The sequence below is a fragment of the Caulobacter sp. Root655 genome, assembly GCF_001427665.1.
Taxonomy (GTDB): Bacteria; Pseudomonadota; Alphaproteobacteria; order Caulobacterales; family Caulobacteraceae; genus Caulobacter.
This window is the reverse complement of sequence record NZ_LMHC01000001.1, coordinates 235317-248728: the sequence shown is the minus strand read 5'-3', so window position 1 is coordinate 248728 and position 13412 is coordinate 235317. Positions and strand designations below refer to the sequence as shown.

At 68.8% G+C, this 13412-nt stretch carries 14 protein-coding genes; 10 read left to right on the top strand and 4 right to left on the bottom strand.

Annotated elements, in window-relative coordinates:
* Window positions 1-93 precede the first annotated feature (93 nt).
* Window positions 94-657, bottom strand: a complete 564-nt coding sequence (gene ahpC / locus ASD79_RS01145) for an alkyl hydroperoxide reductase subunit C (protein WP_007661937.1) — start codon at window positions 655-657, stop codon at window positions 94-96.
* A 127-nt stretch (window positions 658-784) separates the two neighbouring features.
* On the opposite strand from ahpC, the gene ASD79_RS01140 reads away from it, so the two are divergent.
* The 5 genes from ASD79_RS01140 to ASD79_RS01120 all read left to right on the top strand — a co-directional run bounded on the left by ASD79_RS01140 (window position 785) and on the right by ASD79_RS01120 (window position 6182).
* Complete coding sequence (locus ASD79_RS01140) at window positions 785-1723, top strand: hydrogen peroxide-inducible genes activator (protein WP_056719225.1); 939 nt, start codon at window positions 785-787, stop codon at window positions 1721-1723.
* Window positions 1724-1735: 12 nt separating this feature from the next.
* A complete protein-coding gene (locus ASD79_RS01135; RefSeq protein WP_056719224.1) occupies window positions 1736-2128 on the top strand; it encodes a VOC family protein in 393 nt (130 codons plus the stop codon).
* Window positions 2129-2318: 190 nt separating this feature from the next.
* Window positions 2319-3326, top strand: a complete 1008-nt coding sequence (locus ASD79_RS01130) for a TraB/GumN family protein (protein ID WP_156400312.1) — start codon at window positions 2319-2321, stop codon at window positions 3324-3326.
* Window positions 3327-3473: 147 nt separating this feature from the next.
* A complete protein-coding gene (locus ASD79_RS01125; RefSeq protein WP_156400311.1) occupies window positions 3474-3992 on the top strand; it encodes a hypothetical protein in 519 nt (172 codons plus the stop codon).
* A gap of 57 nt (window positions 3993-4049) precedes the next feature.
* Window positions 4050-6182 carry a M10 family metallopeptidase C-terminal domain-containing protein gene (locus tag ASD79_RS01120; RefSeq protein ID WP_056719221.1) on the top strand — a complete coding sequence of 711 codons (2133 nt, stop codon included), beginning with the start codon at window positions 4050-4052 and terminating at the stop codon, window positions 6180-6182.
* Window positions 6183-6378: 196 nt separating this feature from the next.
* Here ASD79_RS01120 and ASD79_RS01115 read toward each other — a convergent pair whose 3' ends face one another.
* Complete coding sequence (locus ASD79_RS01115) at window positions 6379-6801, bottom strand: CVNH domain-containing protein (RefSeq protein ID WP_056719220.1); 423 nt, start codon at window positions 6799-6801, stop codon at window positions 6379-6381.
* Between the two features lie 313 nt (window positions 6802-7114).
* Here ASD79_RS01115 and ffh point away from each other — a divergent pair, with 313 nt between their 5' ends.
* From ffh to rimM, 3 genes are all read left to right on the top strand, one after another.
* Window positions 7115-8650 carry a signal recognition particle protein gene (gene ffh / locus ASD79_RS01110; RefSeq protein ID WP_056719219.1) on the top strand — a complete coding sequence of 512 codons (1536 nt, stop codon included), beginning with the start codon at window positions 7115-7117 and terminating at the stop codon, window positions 8648-8650.
* A gap of 24 nt (window positions 8651-8674) precedes the next feature.
* Window positions 8675-9241: a 30S ribosomal protein S16 gene (gene rpsP / locus ASD79_RS01105; protein WP_056719218.1), complete on the top strand. Its 567-nt coding sequence runs from the start codon at window positions 8675-8677 to the stop codon at window positions 9239-9241.
* Window positions 9242-9307: 66 nt separating this feature from the next.
* Window positions 9308-9880: a ribosome maturation factor RimM gene (rimM, locus tag ASD79_RS01100; RefSeq protein WP_056719217.1), complete on the top strand. Its 573-nt coding sequence runs from the start codon at window positions 9308-9310 to the stop codon at window positions 9878-9880.
* A 142-nt stretch (window positions 9881-10022) separates the two neighbouring features.
* Here rimM and ASD79_RS01095 read toward each other — a convergent pair whose 3' ends face one another.
* Window positions 10023-10877 carry an acyl-CoA thioesterase II gene (locus tag ASD79_RS01095; RefSeq protein WP_056719216.1) on the bottom strand — a complete coding sequence of 285 codons (855 nt, stop codon included), beginning with the start codon at window positions 10875-10877 and terminating at the stop codon, window positions 10023-10025.
* A 79-nt stretch (window positions 10878-10956) separates the two neighbouring features.
* Between ASD79_RS01095 and ASD79_RS01090 the strand changes: the two genes are divergently transcribed.
* Window positions 10957-11886, top strand: a complete 930-nt coding sequence (locus tag ASD79_RS01090) for a histone deacetylase (RefSeq protein WP_056719215.1) — start codon at window positions 10957-10959, stop codon at window positions 11884-11886.
* Window positions 11887-11923: 37 nt separating this feature from the next.
* Here the strand turns inward: ASD79_RS01090 and ASD79_RS24835 are convergent, their stop codons facing one another.
* The gene (locus tag ASD79_RS24835) at window positions 11924-12022 is read right to left on the bottom strand and encodes a hypothetical protein (RefSeq protein ID WP_007661960.1); all 99 of its coding nucleotides are present in this window, start codon (window positions 12020-12022) and stop codon (window positions 11924-11926) included.
* A gap of 352 nt (window positions 12023-12374) precedes the next feature.
* Between ASD79_RS24835 and ASD79_RS01085 the strand changes: the two genes are divergently transcribed.
* Window positions 12375-13331, top strand: coding sequence for a hypothetical protein (locus tag ASD79_RS01085; RefSeq protein WP_056719214.1), 957 nt, complete (start codon window positions 12375-12377; stop codon window positions 13329-13331).
* Window positions 13332-13412: the final 81 nt, after the last annotated feature.

Below are 13412 nucleotides of genomic sequence, written 5' to 3'. Positions count from 1 at the left end.
CTCGAACGGGGGAGGAGGGCGGCGCGAATTTCAAAGGGGGGGTGCGTTCCCCCGGTTTCGCGGGCTGGCGAAACCGGGAGAACGCGGGCCGGACTAGATCTTGCCGACCAGTTCCAGCGACGGCTTCAGGGTCTTTTCGCCTTCTTCCCACTTGGCGGGGCAGACTTCGCCGGGGTGGGCGGCGACGTACTGGGCGGCCTTGACCTTGCGCAGCAGCTCGAGGGCGTCGCGGCCGATGCCGCCGGCGGTGATCTCGACGATCTGGATCTTGCCGTCCGGATCGATCACGAAGGTCCCGCGATCGGCCAGGCCGACTTCCTCGATCATCACGTCGAAGTTGCGGCTGATCGTGCCGGTCGGGTCGCCGACCATGGTGTACTGGATCTTGCCGACGGCTTCCGAGGTGTCGTGCCAGGCCTTGTGGGCGAAGTGGGTGTCGGTCGACACCGAATAGATCTCGACGCCGAGCTTCTGGAATTCGGCGTAGTTGTCGGCCAGGTCTTCCAGTTCGGTCGGGCAGACGAACGTGAAGTCGGCCGGATAGAAGAACACGACCGACCACTTGCCCTTCAGGTCGGCGTCGCTGACGGTGATGAACTTGCCGTTCTTGAGGGCTTCGGCCGTGAAGGGTTTGATGGCGGTGTTGATCAAGGACATGGAGTGCTCCTGCTGAATTGCGGGAGCATCCATACGGAGCGGATCGAAATAGGGCCAATCGATTAATTTATGGTCGGCGATAGGATCGATCTATGGACACGCCGTCGGCGATTCTTATATGGGACCCATGCTCCCCACCCTCCGCCAGCTGCAGTACCTCAAGCTCCTGTCCGAGCACGGCTCGTTCAGCCGGGCGGCCGAGGCCTGCCACGTCACCCAGCCCACCCTGTCGGCCGGCATCCAGGAACTGGAGAAGATCCTCGGCGCGCCGGTGGTCGACCGGGCCCGCTCCGGCGTGATCCTGACCGCCGCCGGCCAGGAGGCCGTGCGCCGGGCCGAGGCGATCCTGGCCCAGGCCGAGGACCTGGTGCAGGCGGCGCGCGGCGCGGGCCAGCCCCTGGCCGGCCGCTTCCGCCTGGGGGTGATCCCCACCGTCGCCCCCTATCTGCTGCCGCGCGCCCTGCCGGTGCTGCGCGACCGCTTCCCCAAGCTGCGGCTCTATCTGCGCGAGGACCTGACCCACCGGCTGATCGCCTCGCTGAAGTCCGGCGCCCTGGACGCGGCCCTGATCGCCCTGCCCTACGACATGACCGGCCTGGACTGGGCCCATGTCGAGGACGACGAACTGCTGGCCGCCGCGCCCGCCAATCACCGCATGGCCGCCTTCGAGCGGGTCGATCCCGACAGCCTGCGCGGCGACGACATGATCCTGCTGGAAGACGGCCACTGCCTGCGCGACCACGCCCTGGCCGCCTGCGGGCTGGAGCCGCCGCCCCGTCATGGTGGCATGGGCGTCGGCGAGGAGGAGAGTTTCGCGGCCACCTCGCTGCCCACCCTGGTGCAGATGATCGGCTCGGGCCTGGGCGTGTCGTTCCTGCCGTCGATGGCGGTGGCGGCGGGCCTGACCCAGAACGCGCCGGTGACCATCCGCCCGCTCGACTCCGCCCATTCCAGCCGTGAGATCGTGGTCGCCTGGCGCAACGGCTCCAGCCGGAGCGCCGAGGGCCGGCTTCTGGCGCAAACCCTGCGCGACCTGCCGCCCGCCGCCCCCTCCTCCCGCCACTAGAGGTTTCCGACCATGCGTCTTCTAGGTATCGACCACGTCGTCCTGCGCGTCCTCGACCCGGCGGCGATGGAGCGGTTCTATGTCGAGGTCCTGGGCTGCGCGGTCGAGCGGCGGCAGGACGAGATCGGCCTGGTGCAGCTGCGGGCGGGCGCCCAACTGATCGACCTCGTCGACGTGGCCGGCCGGCTGGGCCGGGCGGGCGGCCCGGGGCCGGGCAAGGAGGGCCACAACATGGACCACCTCTGCCTGCGGGTCGTCGATTTCGAGGTCGAGGCGGCTCGCGCCCATCTCGAGGCCCAGGGCGTCACGGTCGGCGACGTGGGCCTGCGCTACGGCTCGACCGGCGAAGCGACCTCGCTCTACCTGTCCGACCCCGAAGGCAACGGCCTGGAGCTGCGCGCCTAAAGCGTTTTCGAGCGAAGCAGATACCGGTTCGCGTGAAGAAAACGCGCCAAGACAAAAGGCTAGAGCGCCCGGCCTGACGCCATCAGGTCGGGAAACGCTCTAGAGCGGTTTCGGCGATCGCCGCCGCGCTTTCGCCACGACCCATGGCCACCTATTGTTGCAAGGCCAAGCGGACAAGGACCTCCCGACGATGCGATCTCTGTTGATGCTGAGCACCGTCGCCGCCCTGGCCCTGGCCTCCGCCGCCCAGGCCCAGGCCCAGGCCACGCCCCCCGCCCCGCCCCCCGCCACCTCCCAGACCGTCGAGCTGTTCCCCGCCGATCCCGGCAGCGCCGTGGTCGAGGAGCTGCTGGTGGTCGCCCGGCCGCCGGGCCCGGCCCTGTGGCTGGTCGAGAAGGGCGGCGCCAAGCTCTACGTCCTCGGCTCGGCCCCGCCCCTGCCCCACCAGCTGAAATGGGACAGCCCCCGGCTCGACCGCGCCCTGGGCGAGGCCAGCCTGGTGCTCGTGCCGCCCGAGGCCTCGGTCGGGCCGCTGCAGATCACCAAGTTCGTGCTGACCGGCGGCGGCGGCGTGCGCCAGGGCCTCGGCAAGAAGCTGGAAAACCGCCTGCCGCCGGACCTGCTGGCCCGGTTCGTCAGCGCCCGCGAGCGCGCCCAGCGCACGGCCGTTCCGTACAAGGACTGGAAGCCGGCCGTGGCGGGCTTCATCCTGCTGTCGGACTTCCGCCAGGCCGCCGGCCTGTCCGAAGCCAAGCCGGTCAGCACCGTCGAGCGCATGGCCAAGGCCAAGGGCGTCAAGGTCAAGGCGATGAGCCAGTATCGTCTGGGTCCGGTGCTGGCCAGCGCCGGCAAGCTGTCGGACGAGGCCAACCTGGCCTGCCTGCGCGACACCCTGACCGAGCTGGAATATGACGGCGGCCACCCCACCGACATCGGGACCGACTGGGCCAATGGCGACCTGGCCAGCGTGCGGGCCCGCTATTCGGCCTCCGCCGCCCAGCGCTGTCTGCTGCGCGCCCCCGGCGGCGCGGGCCTGCTGGCCGAGCAGATCGGCCAGTCGGCCGCCGCTTTGAACGAGGCCCTCGACCGCCCCGGCGTGACGGTCGCGGTCGTGGACCTGGCCTTCCTGCTGCCGGCCAACGGCGTGCTCGACCGCCTGAAGGCCGCGGGCGCCCAGGTGACCTCGCCGGCCAGCTGATCGACCCCGCGGGCGACGCCGCCGCCGCTTAACCACTCGCGTCATTTTTGTAAGCTTTACTATTCGCGTTAAGCTTGCATCGACATCCGTTTGTCGCAAAGGTGCCGGGCAGCAAGTCCCAGGACTCGGCTACAAGCGGGGAAATCCATGTCGCGAAATCGCGGGATCATGGCATGTGCGCACGCCGCGCCGCTGTTTGCCGCGCCGTTCTTCGCCATCATGGGAGCGGCTTCGCCGGTGGCGGCCTCCACGCCGGTCCTGGCCTGGGACGGCGCCCGGCTCGTCGGCGTCCACTGCCTGGTCGACCCTGATCGGCTCGCCAACCGGCGCAAGCTTCAAGCCTCCCTCTGCGAACGGGTCCGGACCCTGGCCGCCGAGAAGGCCCCCCTGCCGGTCGCGGTGCTGCCGCCCGGCGATCCCCGGCTGATCGCATCGGACACCGTGGTGCTGCTGTTCCACGCCGCCGTGCAGACCAGCGGCGGCGGCGAGCCGCTGCTGGTGTTCACCACCCGATCCTTCCGCCCCACGGCCGCGCCATCCGAACTGTTCGGCGCCGCGCCCCGCGCCGTCCCCCTGCCCGCTGGCGGCGCCAGCCCACGACTCGACACGGCGCTCGACGCCGCGCTCGATGAGACCCTGCCGTGGCGTTCGCGCGCCCCGCCCTGAACGACCCCTGAACCACCCTCTCTCCTGAAAGCCAAACCCCAGAAGCAGGACCGACCGATGCGCCAGTACGACGAGAGCCTCGACCAGAACCTCCATCGCGAGATCGACTTCCCGGTCTTCCAGGGACCGGCCGACGCGGTCGCGCCGGCGCTGGAGGTCTCCGTCGCGCCGGTGGACGCCTCGGTCGACGGCCAGGGCGGCACGATCCGCGACAAGCCGGTGTTCACCATCGAGCAGGTGGTCGAGCAGCTCAATCGCGGCGGGGCCGGCTGGACGCCCGACGTGATCGACCACGCCGTGCCGCGCGACGGCGACGTCTCGGTCCTGAACTTCGGCTTCCACACCGCCGAAAGCATGTTCGCCGAGCCCTATGTCTACGAGGAGGACGGCGTCCTCTACGGGCGGCCGGAATATTTCGGGTTCGCCGAATTCTCCGACGCCCAGAAAGCGGCGGCCCGGGAAAGCATGGCGGCCTGGGACGACCTGATCGCCCCCACCCTGGTGGAGAGCGCGCCCGAGGCAGCCGACATCACCTTCGCCAACTACACCAACCGGCCGGGCACCCAGGCCTATGCCTACCTGCCCTACGACTACACGCCCGACAACGCCGACCTGATCGCCGGCGACATCTGGGTCAGCGCCAACCAGGCCAGCAACTTCCAGCTGGACGAGGGTCTCTACGGCATCCACACCCTGGTCCACGAGAGCGGTCACGCCCTGGGCCTGCAGCATCCCGGCGACTACAACGCCGCCCCCGGGGTCAGCATCACCTACGCCGCCAACGCCGAGTACTATCAGGACAGCCGCGCCTACAGCGTGATGTCCTATTTCAGCGCCGCCGAGGTGGGCGCGCGGCATTTTGACTTCAACATCTCGACCACGGTCTATGCGGCCACGCCCCTGGTGCACGACATCGCCGCCATCCAGGCGATCTACGGCGCCGACATGACCACCCGCACCGGCGACACGACCTACGGCTTCAACAGCAACGCCGGCCGCGACTCCTACGACTTCACCAAGACGCCCGCGCCGATCATGGCCATCTGGGACGCCGGCGGGATCGACACCCTCGACGCCTCCGGCTACGCGACCAACCAGATCATCGACCTGACGCCCGGCTCGCTCAGCAGCATCGGCGGGGTGACCTACGACACCGCCCCGTCGTTCGAGCAGGTCAACGCCAACCGCGCGGCGGCCGGCTACGCGCCGGTGGCCCTGGCGACCTACAATTCCAACATGGCCGCCCTGGCCGCCAATCCCGTGGTCGGGCGCCTGACCGACAATGTCAGCATCGCCTATGGCGCGACGATCGAGAACGCGGTGGGCGGCTCGGGCGCCGACCGGCTGATCGGCAACACGGTCGCCAACACCCTGACCGGCAACGCCGGGAACGACACATTGGAAGGTCGGGCGGGTAACGACATCCTGCTCGGCGGCCTCGGCGCCGACGTCCTGGACGGCGGCGAGGGCGTCGACAAGATGACCGGCGGGGCGGGCGACGACCGCTATGTGGTCGACAACTGGCGCGACACGGTGACCGAACTGGGCGGCGGCGGAACCGACACGGTGTGGAGTTCGATCAGCTACAACCTCGGATCCAACCTCGAGAACCTGCGCCTGACCGGTGACGCCAACCTCGGCTCGGGCAACAGCCTCAACAACGTCATCGAGGGCAACGATGCCTTCAACCTGCTGAGCGGCGAGGCCGGCAACGACAGCCTGTCCGGAGCGGGCGGCGCCGACATCCTGCTGGGCGGCGCGGGCAATGACCGGCTGAACGGCGGGGCGGGCTTCGACATCATCTTCGGCGGGGCCGGAAACGACGTCTTCGCCTTCGACGCCAGTTCGTTCCCCAGCAACGACAGCCTGTCGATCGACTTCGTCGGCGACTTCGGCCGCGGCGACCTGTTCGACTTCAGCGCCCTGGACGCCGACAGCACGCTCGACGGCGACCAGGCCTTCTCGCTGGTGTCGCATTGGACCGGCGTGGCCGGCCAGATCATGGTCAGCAGTTATTCCAGCGTCTTCGGGGCGATCGGCGCCCTGGGCGGCGTCGACCTGGGGGCCTATGGCTGGGGCCTGTGGGGCGGCGCCTCGGTGGTCTGGGGCGACCTGGACGGCGACACGAACTCCGACTTCGCGGTGTTGGTCAACGGCGGTTCGCTATCGACGAGCGGCTGGCTGCTCTGAGTTCGAGGATCGTCCCTCCCCTTTCGGGGAGGGTGGCCCCGAAGGGGTCGGGTGGGGGATCAGTGCAGAGCGTTTGAGCGGCGGTGAAACCCCACCCACCAGCTTCGCTGGTCCCCCTCCCCACAAGGGGAAGGGAAAGGGGCTACGACCGAAACCGGAGCGTCCCGGGGATGAAGGACGCTCCGACGCCGAGAATTCAGTAGGTAAGATTGCCGTTGTTGTTGCCGATGTTGTTCAGCGGCAGGCTGCTCGGGTTGCTGGCGCCGCCGGACGTGCGGCACAGGGCCGACAGGGTGGCGCCCTGGGCGTTGCCGGTGACCTGGATATTGCCGCAGCTCTTCTGGAAGGTGCTGGCCCCGCCGCTCTGCACCAGGTTGCCGTTGTTGTTGCCGATGCCGGTCAGGGTCAGGGACGTGCCGTTGGCCGAACCGTCGGCCCGCAGGCACATCGCGTTCAACACCGCCTGGCTGGCGGCGTTATAGGCGAAGGTGAAGTTGGAACAGGTGTTCTGGAAACCGCTGGCCGCCGCCGCCGGCGCCGCGGCGCCGAGCACCACGGCGGAACCGAGACCGGCCAGGACCATGGCGGCCGCTCCGGCCAGATTGAACAACTTGGACATCAATGCCTCCCTTTTGTTGACCGCTTCCGCGGCTACGCGCATGACGCGCTATTGGAAGTTAGCACAACCTATAAGAGTCACAACACGCGCCGACAACCGCCGCCCCGCCTCTTCCCGCCTGGGTATTTTGACTCTTCCCCCCTTTGCGTGCATAAGCGCGCCCTTCCGGCGCTTCATCAGCAGCGCCTCTACCGTCACGACCCCAGCCCGCTAGCGCGGGACCCATCTGGACGAGGCCGGTGAGGACCCCCATCGACGTGATCGTCCATGGGGGCTGATCGCGTTTGGTCTGTTGTTTAAACCAGGGTTCGACATGTTCGACGGCCTTACAGAGCGGCTCTCCAGCGTCTTCGACCGCCTCGGCGGTCGCGGTGTGCTGTCCGAGAAGGACATCGACGAGGCGCTGCGCGAGGTCCGCGTCGCCCTGCTCGAGGCCGACGTCGCCCTGCCGGTGGTCAAGGATTTCATCACCAAGGCCAAGGAAGCCGCTTCGGGCGAAGCGGTGATCCGGTCCGTGAAGCCGGCCGACCAGGTGGTCAAGATCGTCTATGACGGCCTGGTCGACATGCTGGGCGGCGAGGTCCCCACCGGTCTGAACCTGGCTCTGAACCCGCCGTCGGTGATCCTGATGGCCGGCCTGCAGGGCTCGGGCAAGACCACCACCACCGGCAAGCTGGCCCTGCGGCTCAACAAGATCGAGCGCAAGAAGGTGCTGGTCGCCTCGCTCGACACCCGCCGTCCGGCCGCCATGGAACAGCTGGCCATGCTGGCCAAGCAGGTCGAGGTCGAGAGCCTGCCGATCGTCGCCGGCCAGAGCGCCGCCGACATCGCCCGCCGCGCCCTGACCGCCGCCAAGCTGGGCGGCTACGACGTCCTGATCCTCGATACCGCGGGCCGCACCACCCTGGACGAGGCGATGATGAGCGAGGCGGCGGAAATCGCCCGCATCGCCCAGCCGTCCGAGACCATCCTGGTCGCCGACAGCCTGACCGGCCAGGACGCGGTGCGCACGGCGAAAGCCTTCCACGAGCGCCTGCCGCTGACCGGCCTGATCCTCACCCGCGCCGACGGCGACGGCCGGGGCGGCGCGGCGCTGTCGATGCGCCACGTCACCGGCCTGCCGATCAAGTTCCTCGGGGCCGGCGAGAAGATCGACGCGCTCGACGTGTTCGACGCCCGCCGCGTGGCTGGCCGCATCCTCGGTCAAGGCGACGTGGTCGCCCTGGTCGAGAGGGCCGCCCAGGACCTCGACCATGCCGAAGCCGAGCGCATGGCCAAGAAACTGGCCAAGGGCCAGTTCGACCTCAACGACCTGGCCGCCCAGCTGAACCAGATGCAGAAGATGGGCGGCATGCAGGGCATCATGGGCCTGCTGCCGGGCGTCCAGAAGGTCAAGAAGCAGATCGCCGAGAGCGGCGTCGACGACAGCGTGTTCCGCCGCCAGCAGGCGATCATCGGCTCGATGACCAAGCTGGAGCGCAAGAAGCCCGACGTCCTGGCCGCCTCGCGCAAGCGCCGCATCGCCGCCGGGGCCGGGGTCGACGTGGCCGAGGTCAACCGCCTGCTCAAGCAGCACCGCCAGATGGCCGACATGTTCAAGGCCATGAGCAAGGACGGCGGCAAGAGCATGGCCCGGATGGCCGGCATGCTCGGCGGCGGCGACATGGCCAAGCTCAAGGCGATGGGCGGCGGCAAGGTCGCCCAGCCCGATCAGAATTCCGCGGGGGGCCTCGGCGGCCTTCCGGGGCTCCCCGGTCTTCCGGGATCCGGGGGCGGCGGCGACGCCAAGCCCAACCTGCTATCCGGTCTGGGCGGCCTGCCCCCCGGCTTCAACCCGTTCAAGAAATAGAACTTCAATCCAAGGACTACCGATATGCTGAAGATCCGTCTCGCCCGTGGCGGCGCCAAGAAGCGCCCCTACTACTCGATCGTCGTCGCCGACAGCCACTCGCCCCGCGACGGCCGCTTCATCGAGAAGGTCGGCACCTACAACCCGCTGCTCAAGAAGGACGACGCCTCGCGCGTGACCCTGAAGGTCGAGTCCATCGAAGGCTGGCTCAAGAAGGGCGCCCAGCCGACCGACCGCGTCGCGCGCTTCCTGGCCGCCGCCGGCCTGGTCCAGTGGACCCATGGCAACAACCCCGAGAAGGCCAAGCCGGGCAAGAAGGCCCAGGAACGTGACGCCGAGCGCACCCAGCGCGACGCCGACCGCGTGGCCGCCGAAGCCCAGGCCAAGGAAGACGCCAAGGCCGCCGCTGTCGCCGCCGCCGAAGCCGCCGCCGCGGCCGCTGCTGAAGCCGCCGCTGCTCCGGCTCCCGAGCCGGAAGTCGTCGCCGAAGAAGCCCCGGCCGCTGAAGAAGCGCCTGCTGCCGAAGAGGCTCCGGCCGCTGAAGCCGCCGCTGAAGAAGCCCCGGCTTCGGAAGAAACCACCGAAGGCTAAGGCTTTCGGAAGCGCCGTCGCTGGGCCTCACCGCCTGGCGACGGCGTTTTCTTTCGCGCGCTCCGCATGACCCAGTCCTCCCCCCAGAGCCTGATCCTCGTCGGCCGTGTCGCCGGCGCCTTTGGCGTGCGCGGCGAGTTGCGGATCTCGACCTATACCGAAGACCCCCTGACCCTGACCCGGTTCAAGGCCCTGACCCGCCAGGACGGCTCGCCGGCCCTGACGGTGACGACGGCCCGCGTGGTCAAGGACGGCGTCGTCGCCCGCTGCGCCGGGGTCGACACCAAGGAGGCCGCCGACGCCCTGCGCGGCCTGCGCCTCTACGTCCCCCGCGCCGCCCTGCCCGAGCCGGACGAGGACGAGTTCTACCTGGCCGACCTGATCGGCCTGCCGGTCCGCCATATCGCCACCGACGAGCTGCTGGGCAAGATCAAGAGCGTCCAGAACTTCGGCGCCGACGACCTGCTCGAGATCGACCCGGCCCTGGGCGGCCAGACCTGGTACCTGCCCTTCACCCGCGCCGCCGTTCCCGAAGTGAAGATCGCGCAAGGCGTGGTGCTGGCCGATCCGCCGGCGATGGTCGGCGACCCGGAAGGTCCGGCCGAGGGCGATGACGACGCCGAGCGCCACTACGACTGAGGAAAATCTTGTCCCTCCCCCTTGTGGGGAGGGGGACCAGCGAAGCTGGTGGGTGGGGCTTCGCCGCCCCTTTTGAGTCATCAAACCCCACCCGACCCCTTCGGGGCCACCCTCCCCACAAGGGGGAGGGAAGAAACTGAACCTACTTCCGCACCCGCATCAGGCATTCCTGGGCCACCGACGCCACCAGTTGGCCGTCACGGCTGAACATCTGGCCGCGCACCAGGCCACGGCCCTGCGAGGCCGAGGGGCTGTCCTGGGCGAACAGGGTCCAGTCGTTGAAGTTGAACGGATGGTGGAACCACATGGCGTGGTCCAGGCTGGCGGCCTGCAGGCCGGGCGTGGTCCAGATCAGGCCGTGCGGACGCAGGGCGCTTTCCATGAAGGCCATGTCCGAGGCGTAGGCCAGGGCCGCCTGCTGCAGGCGCACGTCGTCGCCGAGCGGGGCCTTGGCCCGCATCCAGACCTCCTTGGTCGAGGGCTTCGGCGTCGGCTTGGTCGGGTGCTGCGGATCGACCCAGCGCAGGTCGATCGGCCGCGGATATTCGGCCATCTTCACGAACCGGGGATGCACGTCCTCGCCTAGCGAGCGCAGGTACTCGGCCTCGGTCGGCAGGGATTCCGGATCGACGGCGGACGGCATCGGCGCCTGGTGCTCCAGGCCCTCCTCCGGGGTCTGGAACGAGCAGGCCAGGTTGAAGATCTGCTCGCCGTGCTGGATCGCCGCCACCCGGCGGGTGGTGAAGGTGCCGCCGTCGCGGGCCCGCTCGACTTCGTAGAGCACCGGGGCGTTCACGTCGCCGGGCCGGATGAAATAGGCGTGCAGCGAATGGCAGACCCGCTCGGGCACGGTCCTGTAGGCCGCCATCAGCGCCTGGGCGATGACCAGGCCGCCAAAAATGCGGGGGAAGCCGTCATTGGGGCTGATCCCACGGAACAGGTTCACCTCGATGGCTTCGAGGGCGAGGATGTCGGCGAGGTTCTCGGGCGTGCGCATGGCGGTTCGTTAAGCGCCAGCGGGCGGCGGGGCAAGTCGCGACCTTGCGCCAGGGCGATGCCCTCCCCATCGTCGCCCAATGGCCACACCCTATCCGCCGCCCATTCCACCGATCGTCCACCATCCCGCCTTCCGCGCCGAGATGCCGCCCGGCCACCGCTTTCCGATGGACAAGTTCTCGCGCCTGGCCGCCGTGCTGGAGGCCGAGGGCGTAGCGGGGCCGGCCGGTTTCGTCCGCCCCGAGCCGATCGACCTGGACAGCCTGCGGCTTGTCCATGACGCGGCCTATGTCCGCGGGGTGGTCGAGCTGAGCCTGCCCGCCGACCTCGTGCGCCGCATCGGCATGCCCAACACCGAGTCGGTGGCCGCCCGGGCGAGAGCCGCGACCGGCGGCACGCTTCAGGCCGCGCGCCTGGCGCTGGAGCACGGGATCGCCTGCAACACCGCCGGCGGCAGCCATCACGCCGAGGCGGGAGCCGGCGCCGGCTTCTGCGTGTTCAACGACGTGGCGGTGGCGGCGCGGCGGCTGCAAGCCGAGGGCGCGGTGCGCCAGGTGCTGGTCGTCGATCTCGACGTCCACCAGGGCGACGGCACGGCGCGGATCTTCGACGGCGACCCTTCGGTCTTCACCTTCTCGATGCACGCCGAGAAGAACTTCCCGGCCCGCAAGGCGGTCAGCGATCTGGACATCGACCTGCCGGACGGCACGGGCGACGAAGCCTATCTGGAGGCGCTGTCCGGCATCTTGCCGGAGCTGCTGGCGCGCGTGGCGCCCGATCTGGTGTTCTTCAACGCCGGGGTCGATCCGCACGCGGACGACAGGCTGGGGCGTCTGAGTTTGAGCGACGAGGGGCTCGCGCGGCGCGAGGCGTTCGTCCTGGGCTCATGTCTGGAAAGAGAGATCCCCGTGGCGGGGGTGATCGGCGGCGGATACGACGCCGACATCGATCGATTGGCGCGTCGTCACGCCTTGCTCCACCGGGCGGCCCGCGAGGCTCTGGGAGCCTGAGGGGGACGCGATCCCGATGGAGCTACGCGGCGATCACTCAGAAGCTCGTGGAGATGGAGCCGGCGATCACGACGAGGGGCAGAAGGGCCAGAACCAGGCTGGCGAAACCGGCGAAGCTGTTGGTGGTGAAGGTCATTGTCTTGGTTCCCTGTTGGTCCGGCGCGTCGTCCGCGTCCGGTGATCAGGGGTATAGGCCCGCCGGATGGTGAACACCCGTTACCTTTGCGTCATGAAGCGTTTTTAAGAAACGTTATCTCGGAAACACAGCATTACGCTGGTGTAATGTAGTCAATAGCAGCCTATTTTAGGGCATTTATATCCCCTCACCCCCGCGTCTCACGAACCGATCGCCGCCAGCGGGGGCTCGGGCGAAAAACGTCACCCGCCAGCCACGACCATTGCGTTAGTGGATTTGACCCCGCCCTTATAGCTTGCCACCCTCAAGCCATCGCGATTAGCGTCGCGCGGGGACTTTGGGGGAGGCGACCATGCCCGGCATCACTTTCGACATCACCACGGACGGACCCGCGCAAAAGACCGGCACGCGGTGGAAGGCCCAGCGGAAGGGATCGGCGGACGCGCCGTTCGTCGTCGCCCAGACCGTGTCGTTCTCCGACGGCGACGGGCCGCACAAGGGCCTCTACCAGACCCGGGTCCTGAACGAGATCCCGGCCCTTCGCTACGATCGCCATGCCTCGGAGGTCTTCCTGGGCCCCTGGGCGCATTTCATCTGGCCGACCGTGGTCGCCGAGTCCGGCGGGCATCACCTGCTGTTCAACACCTATGACCGGGCCCGCTTCACCTTCGGCTTCTACCAACTGGCCGCCCACACCCCGGGCGACAACCTGATCCTGCTGTTCCGCGAACTGCTGACCCTGCCGACGGCGGCCAGCTACTTCCCCGACCTGTCGCTGAAGAACGGCAAGGTCCAGCGGACCGATGGCGACCGCACCTTCTCGCTGGAGGCCGTCACGGCGGTGCACCGCCCCAACGGCAAGGTCGAGAACCAGCTGTTCACCTTCATGACCTTCCTGAACCCCAACACCCTGGAGGCGGGTCCGACCGAGGCCCTGAACGCCGGCAAGCTGATGCACTGGCTGCTGAACGATCCCAAGGCGGTGGAGGCCTCGGTCCGGGTCGCCGTCGGGATCATGAAGGGCAAGATCGCCGCCGCGGCGACCACCTTCAAGCTGAGGGGCAAGGATCCCCGGCTGGCCATCTGGGTGTCGGACATCCGCCACCAGGGCCGGGGCGGCCCGGACGCGATCCGCGCGGCGCTCGCCAAGTCGACCCTGGCCGAACAGCTGGCCGCCCTGTCGCTGATCGGCAGCGGCAACACGGACTATGACGGCCGTCGCAAGACGGTGAAGGACAGGATCGCCGACCTGCAGACCGAAGGCGTCTTCGCCGGCGTCACCCTCGGCGACGCCAAGCTGCCTCTCTAGAGTCTGGACATTGAAAGGCGGTGCGTCCTTCGAGGCTTCGCCTTCGGCTCGCGCCTCAGGATGAGGAACGCTGTTGCTGAA

Bases quoted from the DNA above. Each gene is read 5' to 3' on its own strand.
- ahpC (WP_007661937.1), bottom strand. From the start codon at position 657: ATGTCCTTGATCAACACCGCCATCAAACCCTTCACGGCCGAAGCCCTC.
- ASD79_RS01140 (WP_056719225.1), top strand. From the start codon at position 785: ATGCTCCCCACCCTCCGCCAGCTGCAGTACCTCAAGCTCCTGTCCGAG.
- ASD79_RS01135 (WP_056719224.1), top strand. From the start codon at position 1,736: ATGCGTCTTCTAGGTATCGACCACGTCGTCCTGCGCGTCCTCGACCCG.
- ASD79_RS01130 (WP_156400312.1), top strand. From the start codon at position 2,319: ATGCGATCTCTGTTGATGCTGAGCACCGTCGCCGCCCTGGCCCTGGCC.
- ASD79_RS01125 (WP_156400311.1), top strand. From the start codon at position 3,474: ATGTCGCGAAATCGCGGGATCATGGCATGTGCGCACGCCGCGCCGCTG.
- ASD79_RS01120 (WP_056719221.1), top strand. From the start codon at position 4,050: ATGCGCCAGTACGACGAGAGCCTCGACCAGAACCTCCATCGCGAGATC.
- ASD79_RS01115 (WP_056719220.1), bottom strand. From the start codon at position 6,801: ATGTCCAAGTTGTTCAATCTGGCCGGAGCGGCCGCCATGGTCCTGGCC.
- ffh (WP_056719219.1), top strand. From the start codon at position 7,115: ATGTTCGACGGCCTTACAGAGCGGCTCTCCAGCGTCTTCGACCGCCTC.
- rpsP (WP_056719218.1), top strand. From the start codon at position 8,675: ATGCTGAAGATCCGTCTCGCCCGTGGCGGCGCCAAGAAGCGCCCCTAC.
- rimM (WP_056719217.1), top strand. From the start codon at position 9,308: ATGACCCAGTCCTCCCCCCAGAGCCTGATCCTCGTCGGCCGTGTCGCC.
- ASD79_RS01095 (WP_056719216.1), bottom strand. From the start codon at position 10,877: ATGCGCACGCCCGAGAACCTCGCCGACATCCTCGCCCTCGAAGCCATC.
- ASD79_RS01090 (WP_056719215.1), top strand. From the start codon at position 10,957: ATGGCCACACCCTATCCGCCGCCCATTCCACCGATCGTCCACCATCCC.
- ASD79_RS24835 (WP_007661960.1), bottom strand. From the start codon at position 12,022: ATGACCTTCACCACCAACAGCTTCGCCGGTTTCGCCAGCCTGGTTCTG.
- ASD79_RS01085 (WP_056719214.1), top strand. From the start codon at position 12,375: ATGCCCGGCATCACTTTCGACATCACCACGGACGGACCCGCGCAAAAG.